This window comes from Clostridium sp. DFI.5.61 (genome assembly GCF_024462915.1).
Lineage (GTDB): Bacteria > Bacillota > Clostridia > Oscillospirales > Oscillospiraceae > Lawsonibacter > Lawsonibacter asaccharolyticus.
In genome coordinates this window covers 1-18,937 of the sequence record NZ_JANGBZ010000012.1, presented here as the reverse complement: position 1 = coordinate 18,937, position 18,937 = coordinate 1, and the positions used below count along the sequence as shown (strand labels likewise).

The following is an 18,937-nucleotide window of genomic DNA, read 5'->3' as shown; positions in this document are numbered from 1 at the left end:
TGCTGTGATTACAAACTGATCCGCATGAGCTCGTTGTAAGCATCCAGAGCCTTATTCCTCAGCTGAATCAACAGATTGACAGACATTGACCACTGGCTGCTGGCAATGGACATCTCCGCAGGGTTGTCCATCTGACCGGTCGCCAAACGATATTCTGCATCATTCTTTACCCGCTCTGTCTCTTTCACATTTTCCACTGCCGCCTGAAAAATATCAGCAAACAGCGAGCCCTGCTCCCGGCTGTCCCCGGCTGTCCCGACGCCTCCTGCAGTATCTCCCCGAAAAAGGGGTTGGATGGGGTCTATAGGCCGAAAATCCATCACTGTTTTCTCCTCCGCATCTGCACTACCAGCACCTGCTCAGCAGGTGCTGGTTTCAATCTTTCTCTTATTTCCCGATCTCGAGTCCCTTAGCCGCCACCTGTTTGAGCACATTGAATGCGGTCACATTGGCCGAATAGGCCTGACTGGCCGCCATGGCATCCGCCATCTCCTGCATCAGATCCACGTTGGGCATCTCTACATATCCCTCCGCATTGGCATCAGGGTGCTCAGGATCATAGACGAGCTTAAAGTCAGAGGGGTCCTCCACAATTTCAGTTACCCGAACGCCTCCCGCGGTGCCGGAGGCTCCTCTCCCCAAGGCACGGTCCAGTGCCGCCTGAAACGGGCTGCGCTCTCCCTCCGCCTCAAATACCACCATCTTGCGTCGGTAGGCTCCGCCCCCCTCTGTCCGCGTGGTGGTCCTGTTCGTGATGTTCTCCGATACTACGTCCAGGCGGAGCTGCTGAGCGGTCAGCCCTGATCCCACCACATTCATTGAGCTTAAAAACGCCATATTAGGTCCCTCCCTGTCTCATTAGCCGCGGATGACGGCCTGAAGCGTAGCAATGTCGCTGGAAATGGCCCCAAATACATACTGCATTTGATACCCGTTGCGTGCCAGCTCCACAGACTGTTCTGTGATATTGACACCGTTTCCGTCCATGCGGACACTCTCCTGCGCCTCCCGCACGACTACGGGCGTCTCTTCAATGGCCTTCCGGATGGAAGAAGAGGAGATTCCATTTTGGGCGGAGGAGAGGACGGCATTTTTGAGCGCCTCCTCAAACGTAGCGTATTTCACCTGATAGCCCGGTGTCTCCACATTTGCGATGTTGTCTAAAATGCAGGATTGCTTGCTCCACAGAAATTCCATGGAGCGCTGCATCATCAGGAATGAGTTGCTGCTGAGACCATCCATTTTATCGACCAGCCCTCTCTTCTTTTTCGGTCATTTTCATGGTTTTTCGACAAAATCTGCAAAAAAACAAACCCGTTACCACATAATAATAAGATATGTTGTTTGCGCACAAAAAAGAAACAACATAATAATAAGTTATGTTGTTTCTTCCATTGTGGGCATGATTAGAAAGCGGTCAAAATGCCGACCTGTATTTGAACGGTTTTATCGATGTTATCCCAGCAAAATGTAAACTTTTTCGGTGGTTTAATGCGATTTTTCAAAAAATATCTTAGAAAATGTAAAAGAAAAAAGAATGGCCTCTTGTTTTTTTGTATAAAAAGAGGCAAAATTCGACTTGCAAAAGCATGGAGAAAACTGTAGAATAATAGCGCCAAAAGATTTTTCAGAACTTTTTTTTCGTATGTAAACAACATAACTTATTATTACGTTGTTTTTTATTGCGAGACGGCTGCTCCGTATTCAGCACCGGAACGAACAGGTTTAAAGATTCGATCTGTGCTCGGTGGACCTCACCTGTTGCCAGAGTATAGATACGCGTTGTATTGACGTTTTTATGTCCAAGGATATCCGCTAAATGCAGGATATCCTTCTCTTTTTCGTAAAAGGTGCTGGCAAACAGATGCCGCAGATTATGGGGATATACTTTTTCCTCTGGCACTCCGGCTTCCCTGCACAGCTTCTGCATCGCTCTCCACACATTGCTCCGGTCCACGGGCCTTCCACCGCGGGTAATAAAAATCGGGCCGTGAGAGATCCCTATCCATGCCGCATAGTCCAGAAGGACATCGCAAAGCTTTTGCGGGATCAGGATCACCCGGCTCTTGCCTTTATTTTTTGCAATAGTGTTTCCACTCACTGCCGCCTCAACTGTAATATATTGCAGCTCACTGATCCGGATCCCAGTAGCGCACAGCGTCAAGATCAGGAAGTACAGACGGATCTGTTTTTTCCGCCGGGCTGTCTCCAAAAGGCGCCTATATTCTTCCCGCCCCAGCTCCTTTCTCTGGTCACAAAAAGTCTGGTACTGCAGCTTGAACAGCTTGACGCAGCATTCCCCTGCCCCGACAAATTTCAGAAACTGATTCACTGCAGTCAGCATGGAATTTGCGCTGCGCACCGCGTACCGCTCTCCCAGCCAATTTTTATATCCAATGATCTGCTCCTTCCGGAAGGAGCCTTTCCCCTTCTGAAAGGTCAGGAACACTTTGACATCATGCATATATTTTCTGATCGTCGCCTCGCTTTTTTCATCCAGCTCCAGATATCGGCGAAAGGCTTCCAGTGCCCCATCTTCTTTCTCAAAAACATTCTTTCCTGCATTTTTTAGACTCATAATTTCTCCTCCAAATCGCTTTTTTCATGTTGAGGTATGCATCTATTGTAGTAGGCGGGACACAAAGTTCCCTTGTTTTAGTGAATGTTTTTACATGTATTATGAGTCCAAGTACGGAAGTCTATTTCACTGCCTGCCCTGCTGCATAGAAAAATCCCTGCCGGACCTCCGTATTCACGGAGGTCCGGCAGGGATCCTATTCTCATATATTCAACGCTCAAAGGGTCAGCGCGTTGGCCAGCATCACAGCCATCTCAGCGCGAGTGATCGCCTTTTGCGGACTTATGGTTTGATCTGCTGTTCCTGACAGGACTCCATACTCCACCATAACTGCCATGGCGCTTCGCGCATAGGCTGAAATGCTGCTTTCGTCCCGGAAGCGGCTGAGCATCTGCTCATTTCCGCCGCCCAGGCTCCATCCATCCGCCTGCATTGCCTTCATCAGGAACACCGCAGCATCCTGGCGGGTAACCGGTGATCCTGGATGGAACCCTCCGTCCGGATAGCCGCCTGTAATGCCCAGCGCTTGGGCAGTCATAACAGCCTGGGCATAGTAGCTGTCCCGGGGAACATCCCAGAATCCAGCCTTTCCCTGCCCAGAGAGCTGAAACGCCTGACAGAGCATCAGTACATAGTCTCCCCGGGTGATCTGCTGTCCGGGGCTGTATGTCCCATTTCCCGTCCCGTGGACCACTCCGTTTTCATACAGGAGATCCACCGCCGGAACCGCCCACTCAAAGGAGCTCATATCCCAAAAATACCGTGAGGCTGTGGCGGGCCTTACCGAGATCTGGATCCGACCGCGGTATTCGTTTCCTTTTGTGTCCCATCCTGTATAGGAGATACTTGCTGTCCCCTGATAGCCCACTTTCGGAACAAAGGTGATCTCCGAAATTCCAGGGGACTTCGCCGGATAATAGCTGGTGGTCATCCGGACCTCTGTATTGCTTTCCCCCGCTCCCTGGTATTGAAAATAGAGTCTTCCCACACTGCTGCTGGGTGTATCAAAACGCACATAGGCCAGTCCGCCCATCCCGCGGTCCTCACATGCCTCTTGGAAGTCCCGGGCGTAGAAGGAGAGCGGGCGGCCGTCTGTCGCGTAGGTGATCACAGAAGGCCCTTTCGGCTCCTCCACCGTAATTCTCACAGTCCCTTCAAATTTGCCGCCATCTGTGCTCCAGCCGGTAAATTCCAGATCCACCGCTCCGAAAACACCTTCAGCGGGGACAAAGCACACCCGGTCCAGATAGGGATCTGTCCCACGGTAGTAGCTCTTGGACTCCGTCACCTTACTGTCATAGTCACCATCGTCATATCCGTAATACAGCGTCCCCTTGGAGGAGCTGGGCAGCTCGAAGCGGACATAGCGCAGCCGGCTTCCAGTCATCTCCTGACAGAGATCGTCAAAATCTCCATCGTCAAAGGTGACAAAGCTGTTGGGCTTCACCCGGTACTCGATGAGGTCCGATCCAGTATCCACGCCGATCTCCAGCTGGCCCGAGAAGTCCTCTCCATTCGTCCCCCGCCCGGTAAAGGGAATGGAGACCACGCCAGAAAAATTCCGGGCCGGCACGAAGGTCACCTGGTCAAGATAGGGACTCCCGGAGCGGTAATAGCATTTAGAGCTGGTCACCTTGCTGTCATAATCTCCGTTATCATAGCGATAGTACAGGGTCCCCTGGGCTGCGGGGGGAGGGTCAAAGCTGACATGATCGAGCGTGCTCCCCGTCAGTTCACGGCACAGCGCGTTGAAATCGTTGTCATCCAGTGTGACTTTTCCATTTTGATGGACGGAATAGCGGATATCTCCTTTGCCGCCCCGGCCAACGGCCACCTCCACAGTACCGGCAAACCGGTTTCCCTTTGTAGCCCAGGCGTTAAAATCGATCTCCGCCGTTCCGGAGAAATCCCTGTCTGCCACAAAGGTGACCCGTCTGAGGTAAGGGGAAGACGACCGGTAATAGCTGCGTCCCTCTGTTACCCGACTGTCATAGGAGCCGTTTCCGGTATAGTTGTAATACAGAGTCCCCTCTGAAGAAGCAGGCAGTTCAAACTGGACATAGTCCAAAGCATATCCCGTGATCCGTTTGGCCAGGTCATTGAAATCACTCTCGTCCAGGTTCAGCCGTCCCCCCTGAGCGATGGAATAATTCAGGTCGCCCCGACCGCTGGCCTCAGAGATCCGGATCGTGATCCTCCCCCGGAAGGAGTCGCCGTAGACGTTGTATCCGGTATAGGAGATCACGGCCTGACCGCTGCCTCCCTCAGGTACAAAATAGACATCGGACAGACTGGGAGTTCCGGAACGCTTGTACTCCTTGGAGGGGTCTACCTCGCTGCCCGGATTGGCCGGGGAGATATAACGGTAATACAGAGTTCCCTTTCCACTGTCCGGATGAGAGAATTCCACATAGCTCAGATCCCGGCCTGTCCGGTTCCGGCAGACTCGGTTGAAGTCATCCGGGTCAAACTGGACCGCCTTATCGGCGGAGACAGCATACTCGATCTCCTCTGTCTCCTCCACCTCTACCTCAATGGTCCCCTGAAAGGAGCCCCCATCCCTTGCATAGCCGGTATAGGAGATCACTGCCGTTCCGCTGAAATCTCCCTTGGGGACAAAAGCCACATCGCCCAGGCCCATCTGGCTGGCTGAGGGATCGGCATAGTAGTTCTCGCTGGTCCCCACCCCGGCTCCAGTATCCCCTTCAGAATTATAGCGATAGTAGAGCGTGCCCTGCCGGGTATTCACCCACAGGCCGCCCACATAGTCCAGTGAGCTTCCCAGCACGCTTCGGCACTCCCGCTCCAACTCTCTCTGGATCTCGTCAAAGCGCAGCGGGTCCCCCGCTCCTGCAGCTGCCGTGATCACATCAGCGGTGTTGGCCTCTACAGTGACCTGGCAGGAAGCCGTATAAAGGCGGCCGCCCGCCCGGATCTCGGCGGTGACCGCGGCCTCTCCCACGGATACAGGATAGAGATACCCATTGTCCACCTTCAAGATCCTCTCATCGCTGCTGGTCCAGGCGGCATCCTCCCGCTCCAGCGCCGCGCCATAGACTTCCGGGATCAGGCGCTGATTTTCATTTTCCCGCATAATAAGGTTCTCCGGCAGAACGATGCCCCGCACGGCAGCCTCACAGGAATCTGTCAGGCCGCTCTGCGACCGGGCCGTAATTTTTGTGCGCCCCGGTTCCCGCCCCGCGGTCACCAGTCCAGTGTCCCTGTCCACCTCCGCGGCATCCGGGTCCGAGCTGGACCAAGTCACAGGCTCAGCCTGATCTGCCGGGGTGATCTCGGCCCGGAGCTGGAGGGTCTCACCCGGCTCCAGCTCCTGATCCCCCTCCGGGGTGATCTGAAGGCCGGCCGGCTGATCCGGAACCACAGTGATCGCGCAGGTGTCCCTCTCCGCGCCTCCCTGACAGGTCACAGTGGCCACCAGGGTCACCGGGTCTGTCTCCGTGGTCTCGGCGGTGTTGACTGCCTCCACCTCCACGGTCCAGCTGTCCCGACCAGAGGCGATCCTGACCCGCTCCGGATCGTTGTTCTCAAGGGACCACTCGATCCGCGCGTCTTCCATCTGGTCCTGGCTCAGCCCGGCGGCCGAAGCCTCCACATAGGCCCGCTCCCCCACTTTCATGGAGAGGTTGGAGGGTGTGACCGTCACACCGGTCAGCTGTCCGCCGCCCTCCGGCTCCCCCTCTGCCGCCCAGGCCCCGGGCACCAAAGAGCCCGCCAGCACCAGTGCCAATGCCAGGGCGGCGATCCTGTTCGCGATACTTCTTTTCATCATGATCCCTCCCGGATCTTAAGCCATGGGCGGGCAATGCTTTGCCCGCCCATGTCGGCTTTTTCCTTTAGTTTCCCGGATAATTGCCCTGTGTCACCACAAAGTGATAGGTGGTCCCTCCTGTGATCAGCCCGATCCCCTCTGTCGGCTGCAGCTCCAGCGTATAGCTGTCGTTCTGGCGGCTGTTGGCGGATGCGTCCGCCAGATGGCCCGTGTTGCAGAAGCTGAACGTGGCCCCCACCGGTGCATCCCAGAAATCCAGCGTAATGGTGTTGGTGGTATTGCCCGATTCCTTGCTGTACTTCAAATTGCTCTGACTCTGGTTGACCAGATTCAGGAAGCCCACTTCCTTCTGTTTGTCCACATCGCGCTGGATGATGGCCCGGAGGGTGTCCGGATTGCCGGAATCGTTGATGTGGTAGATGGTCTCGCTGAACTGGAGTGTCACAGTTCCGGAGACCCGTACAGGATCTGCAGCATCGTTTACCTTGGTCACCGTGGTCGTCACCTTGAGCAGCACAGGGGCGTCTTCGTCTGGGATGCGCACCCCGTCCACCGCCTTGAAGGTCCACTTCCCGCCCAGCGCATTCTGGGCTGTAGCCAAACAGACATAGGCAGTGGCGCTCTCCGGGTCCATGGCATTGGTAAAGTCATGGGCCTGGGGCTCTTTCTGCGCCATATTGGGGATACTGCCCTTGTCCAGCGCCTCGCTGCTGGTCTGGCTGGTGATGGCCTGACGCACCTGCTCCTTGGTCTCCTCACTGGCATAGCGGTCAAAATAGGATTCGCCTGTCACACCATTGATGGTCTTTTGAATGGCCTCCAGCAGCGTCAGGTCAGTTATCTCTGTTCCAACCTCATCTCGGTACTCTGGGTCCAGATGATTTCTCGCCAGGTTTTGCCCAAACAGGGGGGGCAGCTTGTTGGAGGCAAACAGGGAATAGTACAGGGTGGCATCCTGGGAGGTGGTGAACTCCACCTCCGGGTTGACCGCCCGCATCGTGATGTAGGCCGGAGTCACATCGTCTGTGCTGAACCGGTAGGCATAGACCTCCGAATAGACCTGGGAGGAGCTGCCCTGGATCACAAAATAGGCGATGTAGTCCGTTTTGACTTCCAGATCCTGGACGATCTTCTCCACCTCTGTGGCGCCGCCCTGAATGGAGCCGTGCTTGATGCGTGCGTTGGCCTGATTCCCCGCGTTGATGATAGACAAGGGCGTGGGTGCGGTGATGTTAAATGGGTATTCCATTCCGCCGCTGCCCGGATCGTTCTCCCCATTTTTTGGAAGCGCTTCGTAGTCTGTTTTATCGGTACTGAAATGATATTTCTTTGAGCCGTCCCGCTTCTCGCCCTCTGTAGTTACCGTCCCGTATGGAGCCACCATATAATAGATGGTCCCCGGCCGGTCCAGCATCAGGTACATTTTGACGCTGGAATCTCCCGTCTCAAAGTTCGGCCGGTTATCCACAAAGATGGGCGGGGTCTGGTCGCTGAACTGCTTGCGCAGCGTAAAGTCGTCCGGCTGTCCAATGTTGGTCACCCCTTCAGCCAGCGCTTCCTCCAGTGCGGAGCTGTCCAGCCGTCCGTTGGCCAGGCTTCCCAGATCGCTGGTGCTGCCCGCCACCACAGTGACCCCCATCGTTACCCGCTGGCTCCAGGTATCCCGGTCCCCCAGGGTGCCCACCCGGGTAAAGTGGACGGCATACTCATACTGGTTCTCCTCCAGCAGCTGATTCAACTGCTGGAACTGGGGGTTGTTTCCCTTCTGGAGGATCCGAGTCAGGCTGACGCCCCTCCGGTCGTCTCCGTCCGGCACTGTCAGCTCGATCTCCTCGCCGATCCGCTCCCATTTCCCCGGCGTTTCAGCAAGATTGGTCCGGCGGTACAGATCAAAGGCAATGCTGGTGTCTGACCAGATGATCATATCCCAGTCCACGTTGTCCGGCACGCTCTCAGTAGTGGCGGGGGCCAGCAGCCAGCTGATATCTACCAGCTTGTCATCCCCCGTCAGCTGGATCTCCTGCCCCGGGTCATGGTAGTCTGTGATCGTTCCCTCCAGCGTGGACTCATTGGGGTTGCTCAGGTTGACCACTGCGAAAATGGTCTTGAAGGTATCCAGCTTGGTCTTTCCCATGATATTTTTGGCGTCTGAGGTGTCGGAAATGGTGTTGGCCTCGATCTCAAAGTGGTACTCTGCACCGCTCTGGAGATTCAGAGCACTCTCCTTCTCGCTGTCCGCAGTCCGGAAGATCACCACCGTTTTTCCCTCTTCCATGGTAACCTCGGCATAACGGTAGTCGATCACCCAGCCTCCCTGGGTCTTGTCTGCGGCATCCACACCATCGGCCACCAGCTCCGGGCGCCCGCTCCCTGTGTCCACATAGAGCTTGATGCTGTTTCTCAGCACATTTCCCAGGGCCGTTCTGGCCTGTTCCTTCTCCGTCTCCCCCTTGGCGGCAGTCACCCGGTCGTAATACTCCTTCAGTGTCACATTGGCTGCCGCGTCCTGGACCTCCTCACTGAACACCAGCCGGATATCTGTATCCGGATAAGGCGTCCCCGATTCGTCCCCGTTGTAGCGGGTAAACTCCTGGACCACGGTGGGGGCGCTGGGGTCCAGGGTATGGATGGTGATCACCTGAACTCTGGCGGAGTAGTTGCCTGCTTTGTCCTGCGCTACATAATACAGGTCATAGGCCTTCTCTGGGTCGAGCCCGCTGACATTGAAGCTCACATCTTTGTCCTGGCTCATGTTCACCTTGCCGCTTTTCAGGGCGTTCATCCCCGCAGAAACCTGCATCTTGGCCGTATCACTGGACAGGTCCACCGGGCCGGACTGCCCCGCCAGAGGCTTGGGGTACTCTGTCCCCTGTTCCACCACCACCCAATACAGGGTTCCCGCCTCATTCAGATTGGCATAGAGGCCCACCGAGGTCCGCTCCACCTTGTTTACTGTGGCGTTGGTGTTGAACTTGGGCGGGGTGCGGTCCACAGTCGTGAAGGACAGCTTCTCCACCCGGGAGCTCTGTCCCCCTTCCACATCAGTGAGCCACAGATACAGATCATAGCTCTCCAGTTCCTCCAGTGCCACGTTGTTCACATCAAAGGAATAGGCGGTGTTTTTGGTCACATCTCTGCTTCCATAGCCAAGATTTCCTGTTACGGCGTTGGCCTTGAAGTCCTGCGCCGTGGGAGCCTGCGCGCCTTTGGGCAGCAGCGCCCAGTAAAGCCGGCAGCTCTTGGTCGCCATCACAGTCACCTGCGCAGACACATTTGTGACCTTGGACATATAGGGGTACCCATCGGCAAAGCCTGGCACCGTATTGTCCGGAGTCGTGAAGGAGAGCACCTTCAACGGACTCTGATCCCCTCTGGCATCCACCAGCACCGCGGAAAGATAGTAGGAGCCGTCGGAGACGAGCTTGCTGATTTTTGCCGTAGACCTCTCTCCCGCCCCGCTCAGGGCGGCAGAGCCATTTGCCACGATCTTCGTGGTATAGGAGGGCGGATCGATCAGCTCATCCGTCCCCACCGAACCATCTGTCACCGAGGTGACAGCCCAGTACACGGTCCCACGCTTATTGCCGCTGAACTGCGCTGTGGCAGAGGTTGGGGCCAGGTCAGTGATTTTGGGATACCCTGAGAGCAGACGCGGATCTGCGGAGGACTCTGCCGCTGCCTCACTGTCCATGTTTTCTCCGTCGATGTTGGCCGTATCCCCCGGCCGGATCACGATCTGATCGGGCAGCATGGACACATTGCTCCCCGGTGCGTTCACCACCAGATCTCCGATGTCTCCGTCCCCAGTGACTGTGGTCCCCACATCCAGATTGACATGATCTACCTCCGCGCCGGAAGAGATCTCCAGTGTGCTGTCCACTGCCTTCTCATCCACTGTAATGGTGTCCACACGTCCGCTAGAGATGCTCAGTGCAGACTCCGGTGTGCGGTTGACCACATTCTTGATGTTGCCTGCCAGCTTCAGCTCCAGGCCGTTTTCTCCGTTGAGCTCGATCTCCCCGATGCCGTGTCCGGCTGGGGTATTGTCCGCAAAAAAGGCGTCTGTCCGGACGCTGGCCTGCTGGATCAGGCCATCTCCCTCCACCCGGAGGGAGACCTGCTGGTTTTTGATGTTGTCCACCACCAGCTTGGGGGCGTCCACATTGCGGAGGATCACGCTGTCCTCGCCCGCTTCACTGACGCCGCCGCCGCTGACCACGATCTCCCCCAGCACCTTCACGTTCTCCAGCACCACGTCACCCAGTTCCACCCCCGCAGTGACGTACAGATTTCCCGCCACAACGGTATCTTTCAGAGTAACACCGGAGGATGTGATCGTCACGTTGCCCCAAACATCTCCCAGTGTAGTAGTACCAGGCCTGCTGACCGGGGTGCCAACGGCGTTCAGGAGGATCACCGCAGCCTCCCCCCGGGTGATGCTTTTCTGCGGCCGGAAGGTGCCGTCCGGATAACCGCTGATCAGGTTATTCTCCGCTGCCGCGGAGACCATTCCTCGGCTCCATGTACTGATGCTTCTTCCGTCCGCAAAACTGGTGTTCTCCCCCACTGCCGGTTCCATCATCAGGTTCTTCGCCAGAATGAAAGCCGCCTCCTCCCGGGTGATGCTCAGGTTCGGGGAAAAGGCAGTAGGGGAGGTCCCCGTAATATATCCCTCCGTATAGCCGATGTCTACATCTTCCGCATACCATGCGGTGCCCGGAACATCCCGGAAGGGATGTCCCCCCGCAGATCGATAGCCAAATGCCCGGTTGATGATAGTGACAAATTCCGCCCGGGTGATGGGGTCTCCCGGCCTCAGATCCCCATCTGCATCCCCCTGAAGCAGTCCCAGCTCTTCCATTCTTTTCATATATGGCTCTGTATAGTCCGCATGGACCTGTGCCGGGAGCGCCCATATCAAGGTGCAGGCCATGGCACACAGCAGCAGGAAGACAGCCGCCGTCCTCAGATATTCAAAACGAAACTCTTTCCATCTCTTCATCTCTGTCCACTGCTTCCTTTCTCTTTCAGCTTCACTCAGATCCCGGTCGTCCCGCTCAGCTGCAGACTGAATACTGCTTCCCGGATCATCTTTTCTTCCTCATGGACCAGTTCCTCAAACGCCGCTGCAAACAGTGGGATCGGTTCCCCTGAGGGACGCTGCCGCAGCACTTTTATGTTCAGCAGCAGGGGCTGAGCCGTGATCGGCACGGCGATCTGCACGATCTCTCCCTCCGCCAGCGTCCTTGCGCAGAAAAAAGATATCCCCCCGCAGCTCAGGTCATTGCTCAAAATAGGCAGTCTGCCCTTCCATTCCCCTGAGACCGGGTACAGGTAGCTCTCAAACCGGACCGGCATCCGCAGGTTGCGCCGCACATCTTCTCCCAGCCTTCGGACCGACTCGACTGAGATGATATTTCCATCCCGGCGGATGATCCGTCCCTCCATCGCCGGAACTTTTTCCGATGAGCTCACCAAGCTGACATACTCATGGGACAGCACCCGCTTGATATCCCCGCTGTCCACTTGGATCTCCCAGACCGACTTTTCCAGCCCGTCATCAGATGTTCCGTGGGCCACGGGGTTCCCGCGGCTGTCGATCATCAAATATTGATGTCTCATGTCTTTTCCCCTCCTGCGGCTGGTCCAGTCTGCTTGTTTCGTTCTCTCCGAAATTTCTCAGGGTCCTTTGGGTCGAAATTGAGAAAATAGACATAAATCTCCACAATTGCCTGATACAGCTCCTCCGGGATCTCCCGTCCCAGTTCCATCTGGGACAGCACCGTGGCCAGCGAGTTGTCCTCATAGACCGGCACTCCGCTCTCCACCGCCACTTCCACGATCTTCTCTGCCAAGTGGCCCATACCTGACGCCACTATGACCGGTGCCCCATTTCCCGGAGAATACTGCAGGGCTACCGCCCGCTCCCCCTCCCCGGGGATCTGGCCTCTACTAGACCTTGACATTTACACTCCTCTTTCCCTCAAACAGGTCGGGAAACACCTCCGTCAGAGCCAGTGGTCTTTCCCGTTTCATCACGCGGACGTTCTTTCCAGACAATCCGTGGGAGGCCAGTATCTCCCGAAGGTCCTCTGCGACCACCCCGCCGCACTCCATCACCGCATCCGGACCATAAATATCCAGTTCGATCTCTTCCTGCCGGGCGGCCAGCGTCATCTCCAGATACCCCAGCGACTGGATATCCAGCTTGAAGAGGAACTGAATTTTTTCTTGGCCCGGCTGGCGGCTCCCCTTCTCCCGGTCCCCCGCATCAGGATCTACCCAAAGCTCAGAATACATCGCCCTTCCGTTCCACTCCAGCGGGATGATCATATGGTTGAGCGGCATAAAAACGCTTTCATTCAGCAGGAACGCCCGCACCAGTTCCTGGAAGCCCTCCCGGACATCAGCCCCATACTTCCCTTGGAGTGCCTGCGCCGCCGTGTGGGCCAGGCGCTGGGCAAATTGGTCCTCCTGAACGGCTCTTGTGAAGCTGTTCTCCCGCAGGAGGCGCAGCAGGGCCGCATCGTCAAGTTCGTTCAGTCCGGCCAGCATCTCTCCATATCCGCTCAGCTGGCGGAAGGCGGCCAGGACCCCCTCCTCCCCGCCGTTTTCATAGCGCGCCACATCCAGCATCAGAAGTCCGATCAGAGTCCTCAGCTTCCCAATATCATGGGTCCGCTCCACATAGGAGCCCAGATATGGAATGATCTCTCCCTGGAGCAGCTTCAGATTTTCCGTCCGGCTGCCTGCCTGAAGTCCGTTTTCCAGCCTTGCTGTTAGCTCCATCAGCTGGCCGCGCCAGCTTTTGGGCAGATAGTCTGCCATCTGCTTCAGCCGAAGCGTCATATTCTCTGCCAGGTGCTGCTCCGCCGAAAAATCTCCATAGCGCTTTGCAAAATTAAGAATAGCCTCCCGCATCCCTTCGCTGGGCATGTTCTGATATGCCTGTCGGAGCAGGGAGAACAGCGGTCCGGAAAATCGGTTCCCCGCCTGCATCTGGTTCAGAAAAAAGCGCTGAAATCCCTCCTGATCCATCCGCAGCATCTCCAGCAGCTGTGCCATCTCCTGGGCGATCCCCTCAGACAGTCCGGGTGCCGATACCAGTCCACGCATCCAAACCACGGTCTTTGCCAGCACTGCGGCCAGATCCGGCGCGTCCCGCAGCTGCTGCAAAAAGGTCTGCAGATTGGAATCATACCGCAGCCTGCCGGCATCCAGATGGTTGCCGGCACCCTGCTGCTCTGTCCGTCCGTCCGCCCGGCTGACCCTGGATAGGTCCGGCACGTTCTGCACCCTGGGGTCCTGGACCTGCGGCAAGGCGGAATGACTTCTGTTTTGGCTGGCGCCATCGTAGCCTGGGACCGGATTGGTCGCACCGAGCAGGTCTGCCATACTTCAAATCACCTTTCTATTCTGCATCTGTCTGGACTTTCCCGCTGCATCAGCGGCAGTTCCGCCATTTCCAGCGCCCAAAGTGTGTCTTTTGGAAATTCAAGCCTTATTTTTTCTCTCTCACGGTCGATAAACAGAGTGAATGTTAAACTGCAAAGGAAGGATACGGCTTTATGAGTACTGGGAACGACAGCATTTTGGACGCCTATCTTTATGAAACAAACACTCTGCTGGAGCAGCTGGACAGTATCGTACTGGCGTCAGAGGAAAAGGACACCTTCTCTGAGGAGGATATCAATACTATCTTCCGTATTATGCACACCATCAAAGGCTCCTCTGCCATGATGGAGTATCGCTCCATCATGACGATCGCCCACCGCGCTGAGGACCTGTTTTCCATCATTCGGGACAAGTCCATGGACATCGTCCCAGAGGCCAACCGCCCTGAGCTGTTCGAGCTGCTTTTCCAGACCATCGACTTCTTCCGTCAGGAGATCGATCATATCGAAAATGGGCAACCCCTTACTGAAAATATCGACAGCTTGCTGCAAAAAGTTAATACCCTGATCCAGCAAATTCAAAACACCGGTGCTCCCCAGCCCCCTTCCCCAGGGCAGGCGGGGGCGGTCGCCCAGGATCAGCCGACAGAATATCCTGATTTCCCCTATGCGCTTCAAATCTTTTTTGATGAGGGCTGCGGCATGGAAAATGCCCGTGCCTTTATGCTGGTCAATGCGGTCCGTGATATCTGCGGGGAGGGGAATTTTCACTTTTCTCCCGCCGACATCTCCACAGATCCCAGCACCGCGGGCCAGATCATCGACTCCGGCTTCATGATGTACTTCCGGGATGCAGAGGACCGTGAAAATGCCGTCCATGCAGTCACGGGCGCGGGCTCTGTCCGGACCTATCAGGCCTTTGACCGCCCGCAGTCCAGCTCCATTCCTGCCCCTGCCCCGCAGGCGCTCCCCGCCGAGCAGAAGGCCTCTGCCCCGGAGCCCCCGGAGCAGAAAACCACCGCCAATGCTAAGCCCGCTGCGCCCTCCCCCTCTTCTCAGTCCTCTTCCGATGCCGGCGCTCACCACCGCGAAAGTCTCATCAGCGTCAATCTGAGCAAGCTGGATCAATTGGCCGCTGTTGTGGGGGAGATCGTCATTACCGAGTCCATGGTCACCTCCTCTCCGGACCTGAAGGGGCTCAAGCTGGATGCCTTCACCAAATCCGCCCGTCAGCTCCGCAAACTTACGGATGAGCTTCAGGATGTTTCCATGTCCCTGCGCATGGTCCCGGTCTCCGGGACGTTCCAAAAAATGCATCGGATCGTGCGCGACATGTGCAAAAAGCTGGGGAAACAGGTCAAGCTCACCCTGGTGGGGGAGGACACTGAGGTGGACAAGACCATCGTAGACAGTATCAGCGACCCCATCATGCATATCGTTCGGAACTCTATGGACCACGGGATCGAGGAGACCCCTCAGGATCGGATCGATGCCGGAAAGGACCCGGTGGGTGAGATCATCCTATCCGCACGGCACACCGGGAGCGAGGTCATCATTGAGATCCGGGATGACGGCCAGGGCGTCAACTATGACGCCGTGCTCAACAAGGCCATCCGAAACGGCATCGCTCTGCCGGACGTGGAATATTCCCACAGGGATATTCTCAACTTTCTGATGGCCCCAGGCTTCTCCACCAACACGGAGGTGACGGAGTATTCCGGCCGCGGCGTTGGCATGGATGTGGTCAAGCGGAATGTGGAGGACGTGGGCGGCACGGTGGTCATCACCAGTGATCCCGGCAGGGGAATGACCACAACGCTGAAGATCCCCCTGACCATGGCGATCATGGACGGCATGGAGGTCTCGGTAGGTTCCTCCATCTTCACCATTCCCATTCAGAATATCCGCCAGTCCTTCAAGGTCAACGACTCCGACCTGATCCATGACGCCTCCGGGGGGGAGCTGTTCAAATGCATGGGCAGTTTTTATCCTGTTATCCGGATGCGGGACCGCTACCAGCTGGAGGGGGGCTGCTCCCAGATCAGCGATGGGATCCTGATCTGGCTGGAATCCGGCGAGCTCTCCTACTGCCTGTTTGTGGATGAGCTGCTGGGAGAGCAGCAGGTCGTGGTGAAGCCTCTGCCCAGCTATCTCTCCCGCTTCAACATCAAGCAGAGCGGCATCGCCGGATGCACGATCCTGGGGGATGGCAATATCAGCATCATCTTGGATATCTCCAACCTTTACACCCCCGCCTGACCCATTTTTATTAGAGGAGGTCTGCCAGCTATGGCACAAGACGCTTTACTTCTGCCCGCAGGGATGGAGGAGGCACCTTCCGCCCCCCTTGACTCCCAGACGGAAAAATATCTTCTCTTTTTGTCCGATCAGCTCCTGTTTGGAGTAAAGGCAGAATATGTGGTGGAGATCATCACGAATCACACCATTACCCTGCTCCCCCTGGTCCCCAGCTATATCCTGGGTATCATCAACCTCCGCGGACAGATCATTCCTATTGTAGACATGCGCATCCTGCTGGGCTGTCCGGCCCAGCAGGACACCTGTATTATCATTCTGAACATCAACGACACCATGGTGGGCATTCTGGTGGATACCGTACAGAAAATGATGGACATTGAGAAATCCGCCATTCTCCCCGCTCCGGCGCAGAACACCCAGGACATGGTCTCCGGCATGTGCTCCCTGGAGGACGGACAGACCATGCTGGTCTTTGACTGCCCTCAGATCCTGACCCATACCTGATGCCCGGAAAGTAGAAGGTGTTATCTTGGATATATTTTCCCATGACTTTACCATATCGGACGCCGACTTCCACAGACTGGTCCAGTTCATCCAGCAGAATTACGGCATCGACCTGAGCAAAAAGCGCCAGCTGATCAGCAGCCGTCTCTCCCATTCTTTGAGGGAGCTGGGCTATAAGGATTTCCGCACCTTTCTGGAGCATCTGTTTTCCACCCGTGATCCTGCGGACCTGGAGCTGGTGCTGAACAAGCTCACCACCAATTACACGTTTTTTCTCCGTGAACAGGATCACTTTGCCTATTTTCAGGATAAGATCCTCCCCGAGCTCTCCGCAAAGCATCAGCGGGACCAGGTGCTCTCCATCTGGAGCGCTGGCTGCTCCAGCGGAGAAGAGCCCTACACACTTTCCATCTGTCTCAAGGAATTTTTTGGCACCCGGGCCTCCCAGTGGGATACCCGGGTGCTGGCCACTGACATCTCTCAGCAGGCCTTGTCCAAGGCCATGGCCGGCGTCTACCAGCCACCCGCTGACATGCCCGACGCCTGGCTCAAGCGATATTTCCAGCGGGAGGGGACAGGGGGGCTCTACCGTGTCTCCCAGCCCATCCGGGACAACGTGATATTCCGTTCCTTCAATCTGATGGAGCCGATCCGCTTCCGTCTCAAATTCGATGTCATTTTCTGCCGCAATGTCATGATCTATTTTGATCAGCCCACCCGAGATGCCCTTGTCCGGCGCTTTTACGATGCCATGAACCCAGGGGCCTATCTGTTCATCAGCCACTCCGAATCCCTGAACCAGAATCCCCTGTTTCAGACAGTTGCCCCTGCAGTCTACCGCAAAAAGTGACAATGGCTTTTTATTCAGGCAAGCCGGAAAGGACGTTACCATGCTCTCGATCAACCGCAAAGTCCGCGTTCTCGTTGTGGACGACTCCGCTGTCGCCCGCACCTTTCTTACTCGCGGGCTTTCTTCCTATCCTAATATCGAAGTCGTTGGCTATGCGGTCAACGCTTTGGACGCCAGGGGAAAGATCTCCAGTCTTGCGCCCGATGTGATGACCCTGGACGTGGAGATGCCAGGCACCAATGGGATCGATTTTCTCAAGGAGCTGCTCCCTGTCACCCCTCTTCCGGTGATCCTGGTCTCGTCTCTGAACCTCAAGGTCTTTGACGCCCTGGCCGCCGGGGCAGTGGATTTTGTCCGGAAGCCGGACGGCACAGAGAGCAAGCAGTCCTTTCTGGACTCCCTCGCCCAAAAGATCGTGGTCGCCTCCTGCGCCAAGGTCCGCCGCCGCGCCGCTGTCTCTCCCGCCGCCCCCTCTCTGTCCTCCGTCTCTCCCGCCGGCGTCGGGGGGCGTTCGGATCTGGATCGCACCATCATCGGCCTGGGCGCTTCCACAGGGGGCACAGAAGCCACCCTGGAAGTCCTGAAGCGCCTCCCTGCCGATATCCCCGGCATGGTGATCGTCCAGCACATGCCGGTGGGTTTTACCAAGATGTATGCGGAGCGGCTTAACCGGCTGTGCCGGATGGAAGTCCGGGAGGCGGTGAACGGAGACGAGATCCGCCGCGGCCTGGCCCTGATCGCCCCCGCCGACCTCCAGGCACGGGTAGTCCGTATGGGAAGCCGCTACACCCTGTCCTGCCTGCCCGGAGAAAAGGTCAGCGGCCACCGCCCCTCCGTGGACGCCCTGTTCTCCTCCATGGCCTCGGCTGTGAAGTGCCCTATGGTGGGCATCATCATGACCGGCATGGGACGGGATGGCGCCGACGGCCTGCTCCAAATGCGCCGGGCCGGCGCCTATACCATTGGTCAGGACAAGGACTCCTGCGTGGTCTACGGAATGCCCATGGTCGCCTATGATATCGGTGCGGTGGCTGTCCAGGCCTCCTGCGAGAACATTGCCGGCGTTCTGATGGCCCACCTCAAAGGGGACAAATGATTTCTCAGCCTGCCGCGCGCATCATTTGTCTGCTGGCCGGGAAAAGGCCCCGCATTCGCGGGGCGGGGCGTGTTTTCTTCCACGCACACGCGGCCAGAGAAAACGGATCTGGATGCTTTCGCCCATGATGGCACAAAATTCTGCGCGGCTTTTTTAACAGGCAAAAAAAGAGAACGGCCAGTGGCCGTTCTCTTTTGCGTATGAACTTTCCTGGGATTACTGAAGCAGCTGCAGCACGCCCTTCGTCGGCACGGACTTCGAACCGCTCGCTTTGCCGCCTGCGGCAAAGCTCCCTCTCTCCGTCGCGCCTCCTCTCCCCCCGCGACCCGCTCCGCTGGGCTCGCGCGGGGGCCCCTCCCCCAGGGCGGGGAAAGCCCCTGCTCCTCCCCCGGCAAAAAAGAGAACGGCCACTGGCCGTTCTCTTTTGCGTATGAACTTTCCTGGGATTACTGAAGCAGCTGCAGCA

The 18,937-nt window shown here is 56.7% G+C and carries 13 protein-coding genes; 4 read left to right on the top strand and 9 right to left on the bottom strand.

Annotated features, from left to right (window positions below; translation table 11 throughout):
- Positions 1 to 8: 8 nt before the first annotated feature.
- The 9 genes from NE584_RS08030 to NE584_RS07990 form a co-directional block, all read right to left on the bottom strand.
- Positions 9 to 320: a flagellar hook-basal body complex protein FliE gene (locus tag NE584_RS08030; protein ID WP_050625252.1), complete on the bottom strand. Its 312-nt coding sequence runs from the start codon at positions 318 to 320 to the stop codon at positions 9 to 11.
- Positions 321 to 387: 67 nt separating this feature from the next.
- On the bottom strand, positions 388 to 837 hold the full coding sequence (gene flgC, locus NE584_RS08025) for a flagellar basal body rod protein FlgC (protein WP_108979524.1): 450 nt from the start codon (positions 835 to 837) through the stop codon (positions 388 to 390).
- Between the two features lie 21 nt (positions 838 to 858).
- The gene (gene flgB / locus NE584_RS08020) at positions 859 to 1,212 is read right to left on the bottom strand and encodes a flagellar basal body rod protein FlgB (protein ID WP_256182596.1); all 354 of its coding nucleotides are present in this window, start codon (positions 1,210 to 1,212) and stop codon (positions 859 to 861) included.
- A 415-nt stretch (positions 1,213 to 1,627) separates the two neighbouring features.
- Positions 1,628 to 2,578 carry a tyrosine-type recombinase/integrase gene (locus tag NE584_RS08015; protein WP_256182574.1) on the bottom strand — a complete coding sequence of 317 codons (951 nt, stop codon included), beginning with the start codon at positions 2,576 to 2,578 and terminating at the stop codon, positions 1,628 to 1,630.
- 217 nt (positions 2,579 to 2,795) lie between these two features.
- Positions 2,796 to 6,368: an S-layer homology domain-containing protein gene (locus NE584_RS08010; protein WP_256182573.1), complete on the bottom strand. Its 3,573-nt coding sequence runs from the start codon at positions 6,366 to 6,368 to the stop codon at positions 2,796 to 2,798.
- A 64-nt stretch (positions 6,369 to 6,432) separates the two neighbouring features.
- Complete coding sequence (locus NE584_RS08005; protein ID WP_256182572.1) at positions 6,433 to 11,370, bottom strand: S-layer homology domain-containing protein; 4,938 nt, start codon at positions 11,368 to 11,370, stop codon at positions 6,433 to 6,435.
- 35 nt (positions 11,371 to 11,405) lie between these two features.
- Complete coding sequence (locus tag NE584_RS08000) at positions 11,406 to 11,990, bottom strand: PilZ domain-containing protein (RefSeq protein ID WP_050625257.1); 585 nt, start codon at positions 11,988 to 11,990, stop codon at positions 11,406 to 11,408.
- Complete coding sequence (locus NE584_RS07995; RefSeq protein WP_050625258.1) at positions 11,987 to 12,334, bottom strand: EscU/YscU/HrcU family type III secretion system export apparatus switch protein; 348 nt, start codon at positions 12,332 to 12,334, stop codon at positions 11,987 to 11,989. Before NE584_RS07995 ends, NE584_RS08000 begins: the two co-directional genes overlap by 4 nt.
- Complete coding sequence (locus NE584_RS07990; protein ID WP_256182571.1) at positions 12,321 to 13,763, bottom strand: hypothetical protein; 1,443 nt, start codon at positions 13,761 to 13,763, stop codon at positions 12,321 to 12,323. The genes NE584_RS07995 and NE584_RS07990 overlap by 14 nt, the downstream gene beginning before the upstream one ends.
- Positions 13,764 to 13,936: 173 nt before the next feature.
- Between NE584_RS07990 and NE584_RS07985 the strand changes: the two genes are divergently transcribed.
- Genes NE584_RS07985 through NE584_RS07970 form a run of 4 tightly spaced genes read left to right on the top strand, consistent with a single transcriptional unit; the run spans position 13,937 to position 18,471 of the window.
- Positions 13,937 to 16,021, top strand: a complete 2,085-nt coding sequence (locus NE584_RS07985) for a chemotaxis protein CheA (RefSeq protein ID WP_256182570.1) — start codon at positions 13,937 to 13,939, stop codon at positions 16,019 to 16,021.
- 30 nt (positions 16,022 to 16,051) lie between these two features.
- Positions 16,052 to 16,525 carry a chemotaxis protein CheW gene (locus NE584_RS07980; protein ID WP_050625261.1) on the top strand — a complete coding sequence of 158 codons (474 nt, stop codon included), beginning with the start codon at positions 16,052 to 16,054 and terminating at the stop codon, positions 16,523 to 16,525.
- A gap of 25 nt (positions 16,526 to 16,550) precedes the next feature.
- Positions 16,551 to 17,375 (top strand): protein-glutamate O-methyltransferase CheR, encoded by an 825-nt coding sequence (locus tag NE584_RS07975; protein WP_305147846.1) that lies wholly within the window; start codon positions 16,551 to 16,553, stop codon positions 17,373 to 17,375.
- A gap of 40 nt (positions 17,376 to 17,415) precedes the next feature.
- On the top strand, positions 17,416 to 18,471 hold the full coding sequence (locus NE584_RS07970; RefSeq protein ID WP_050625262.1) for a chemotaxis response regulator protein-glutamate methylesterase: 1,056 nt from the start codon (positions 17,416 to 17,418) through the stop codon (positions 18,469 to 18,471).
- The last annotated feature ends 466 nt before the right edge of the window (positions 18,472 to 18,937 follow it).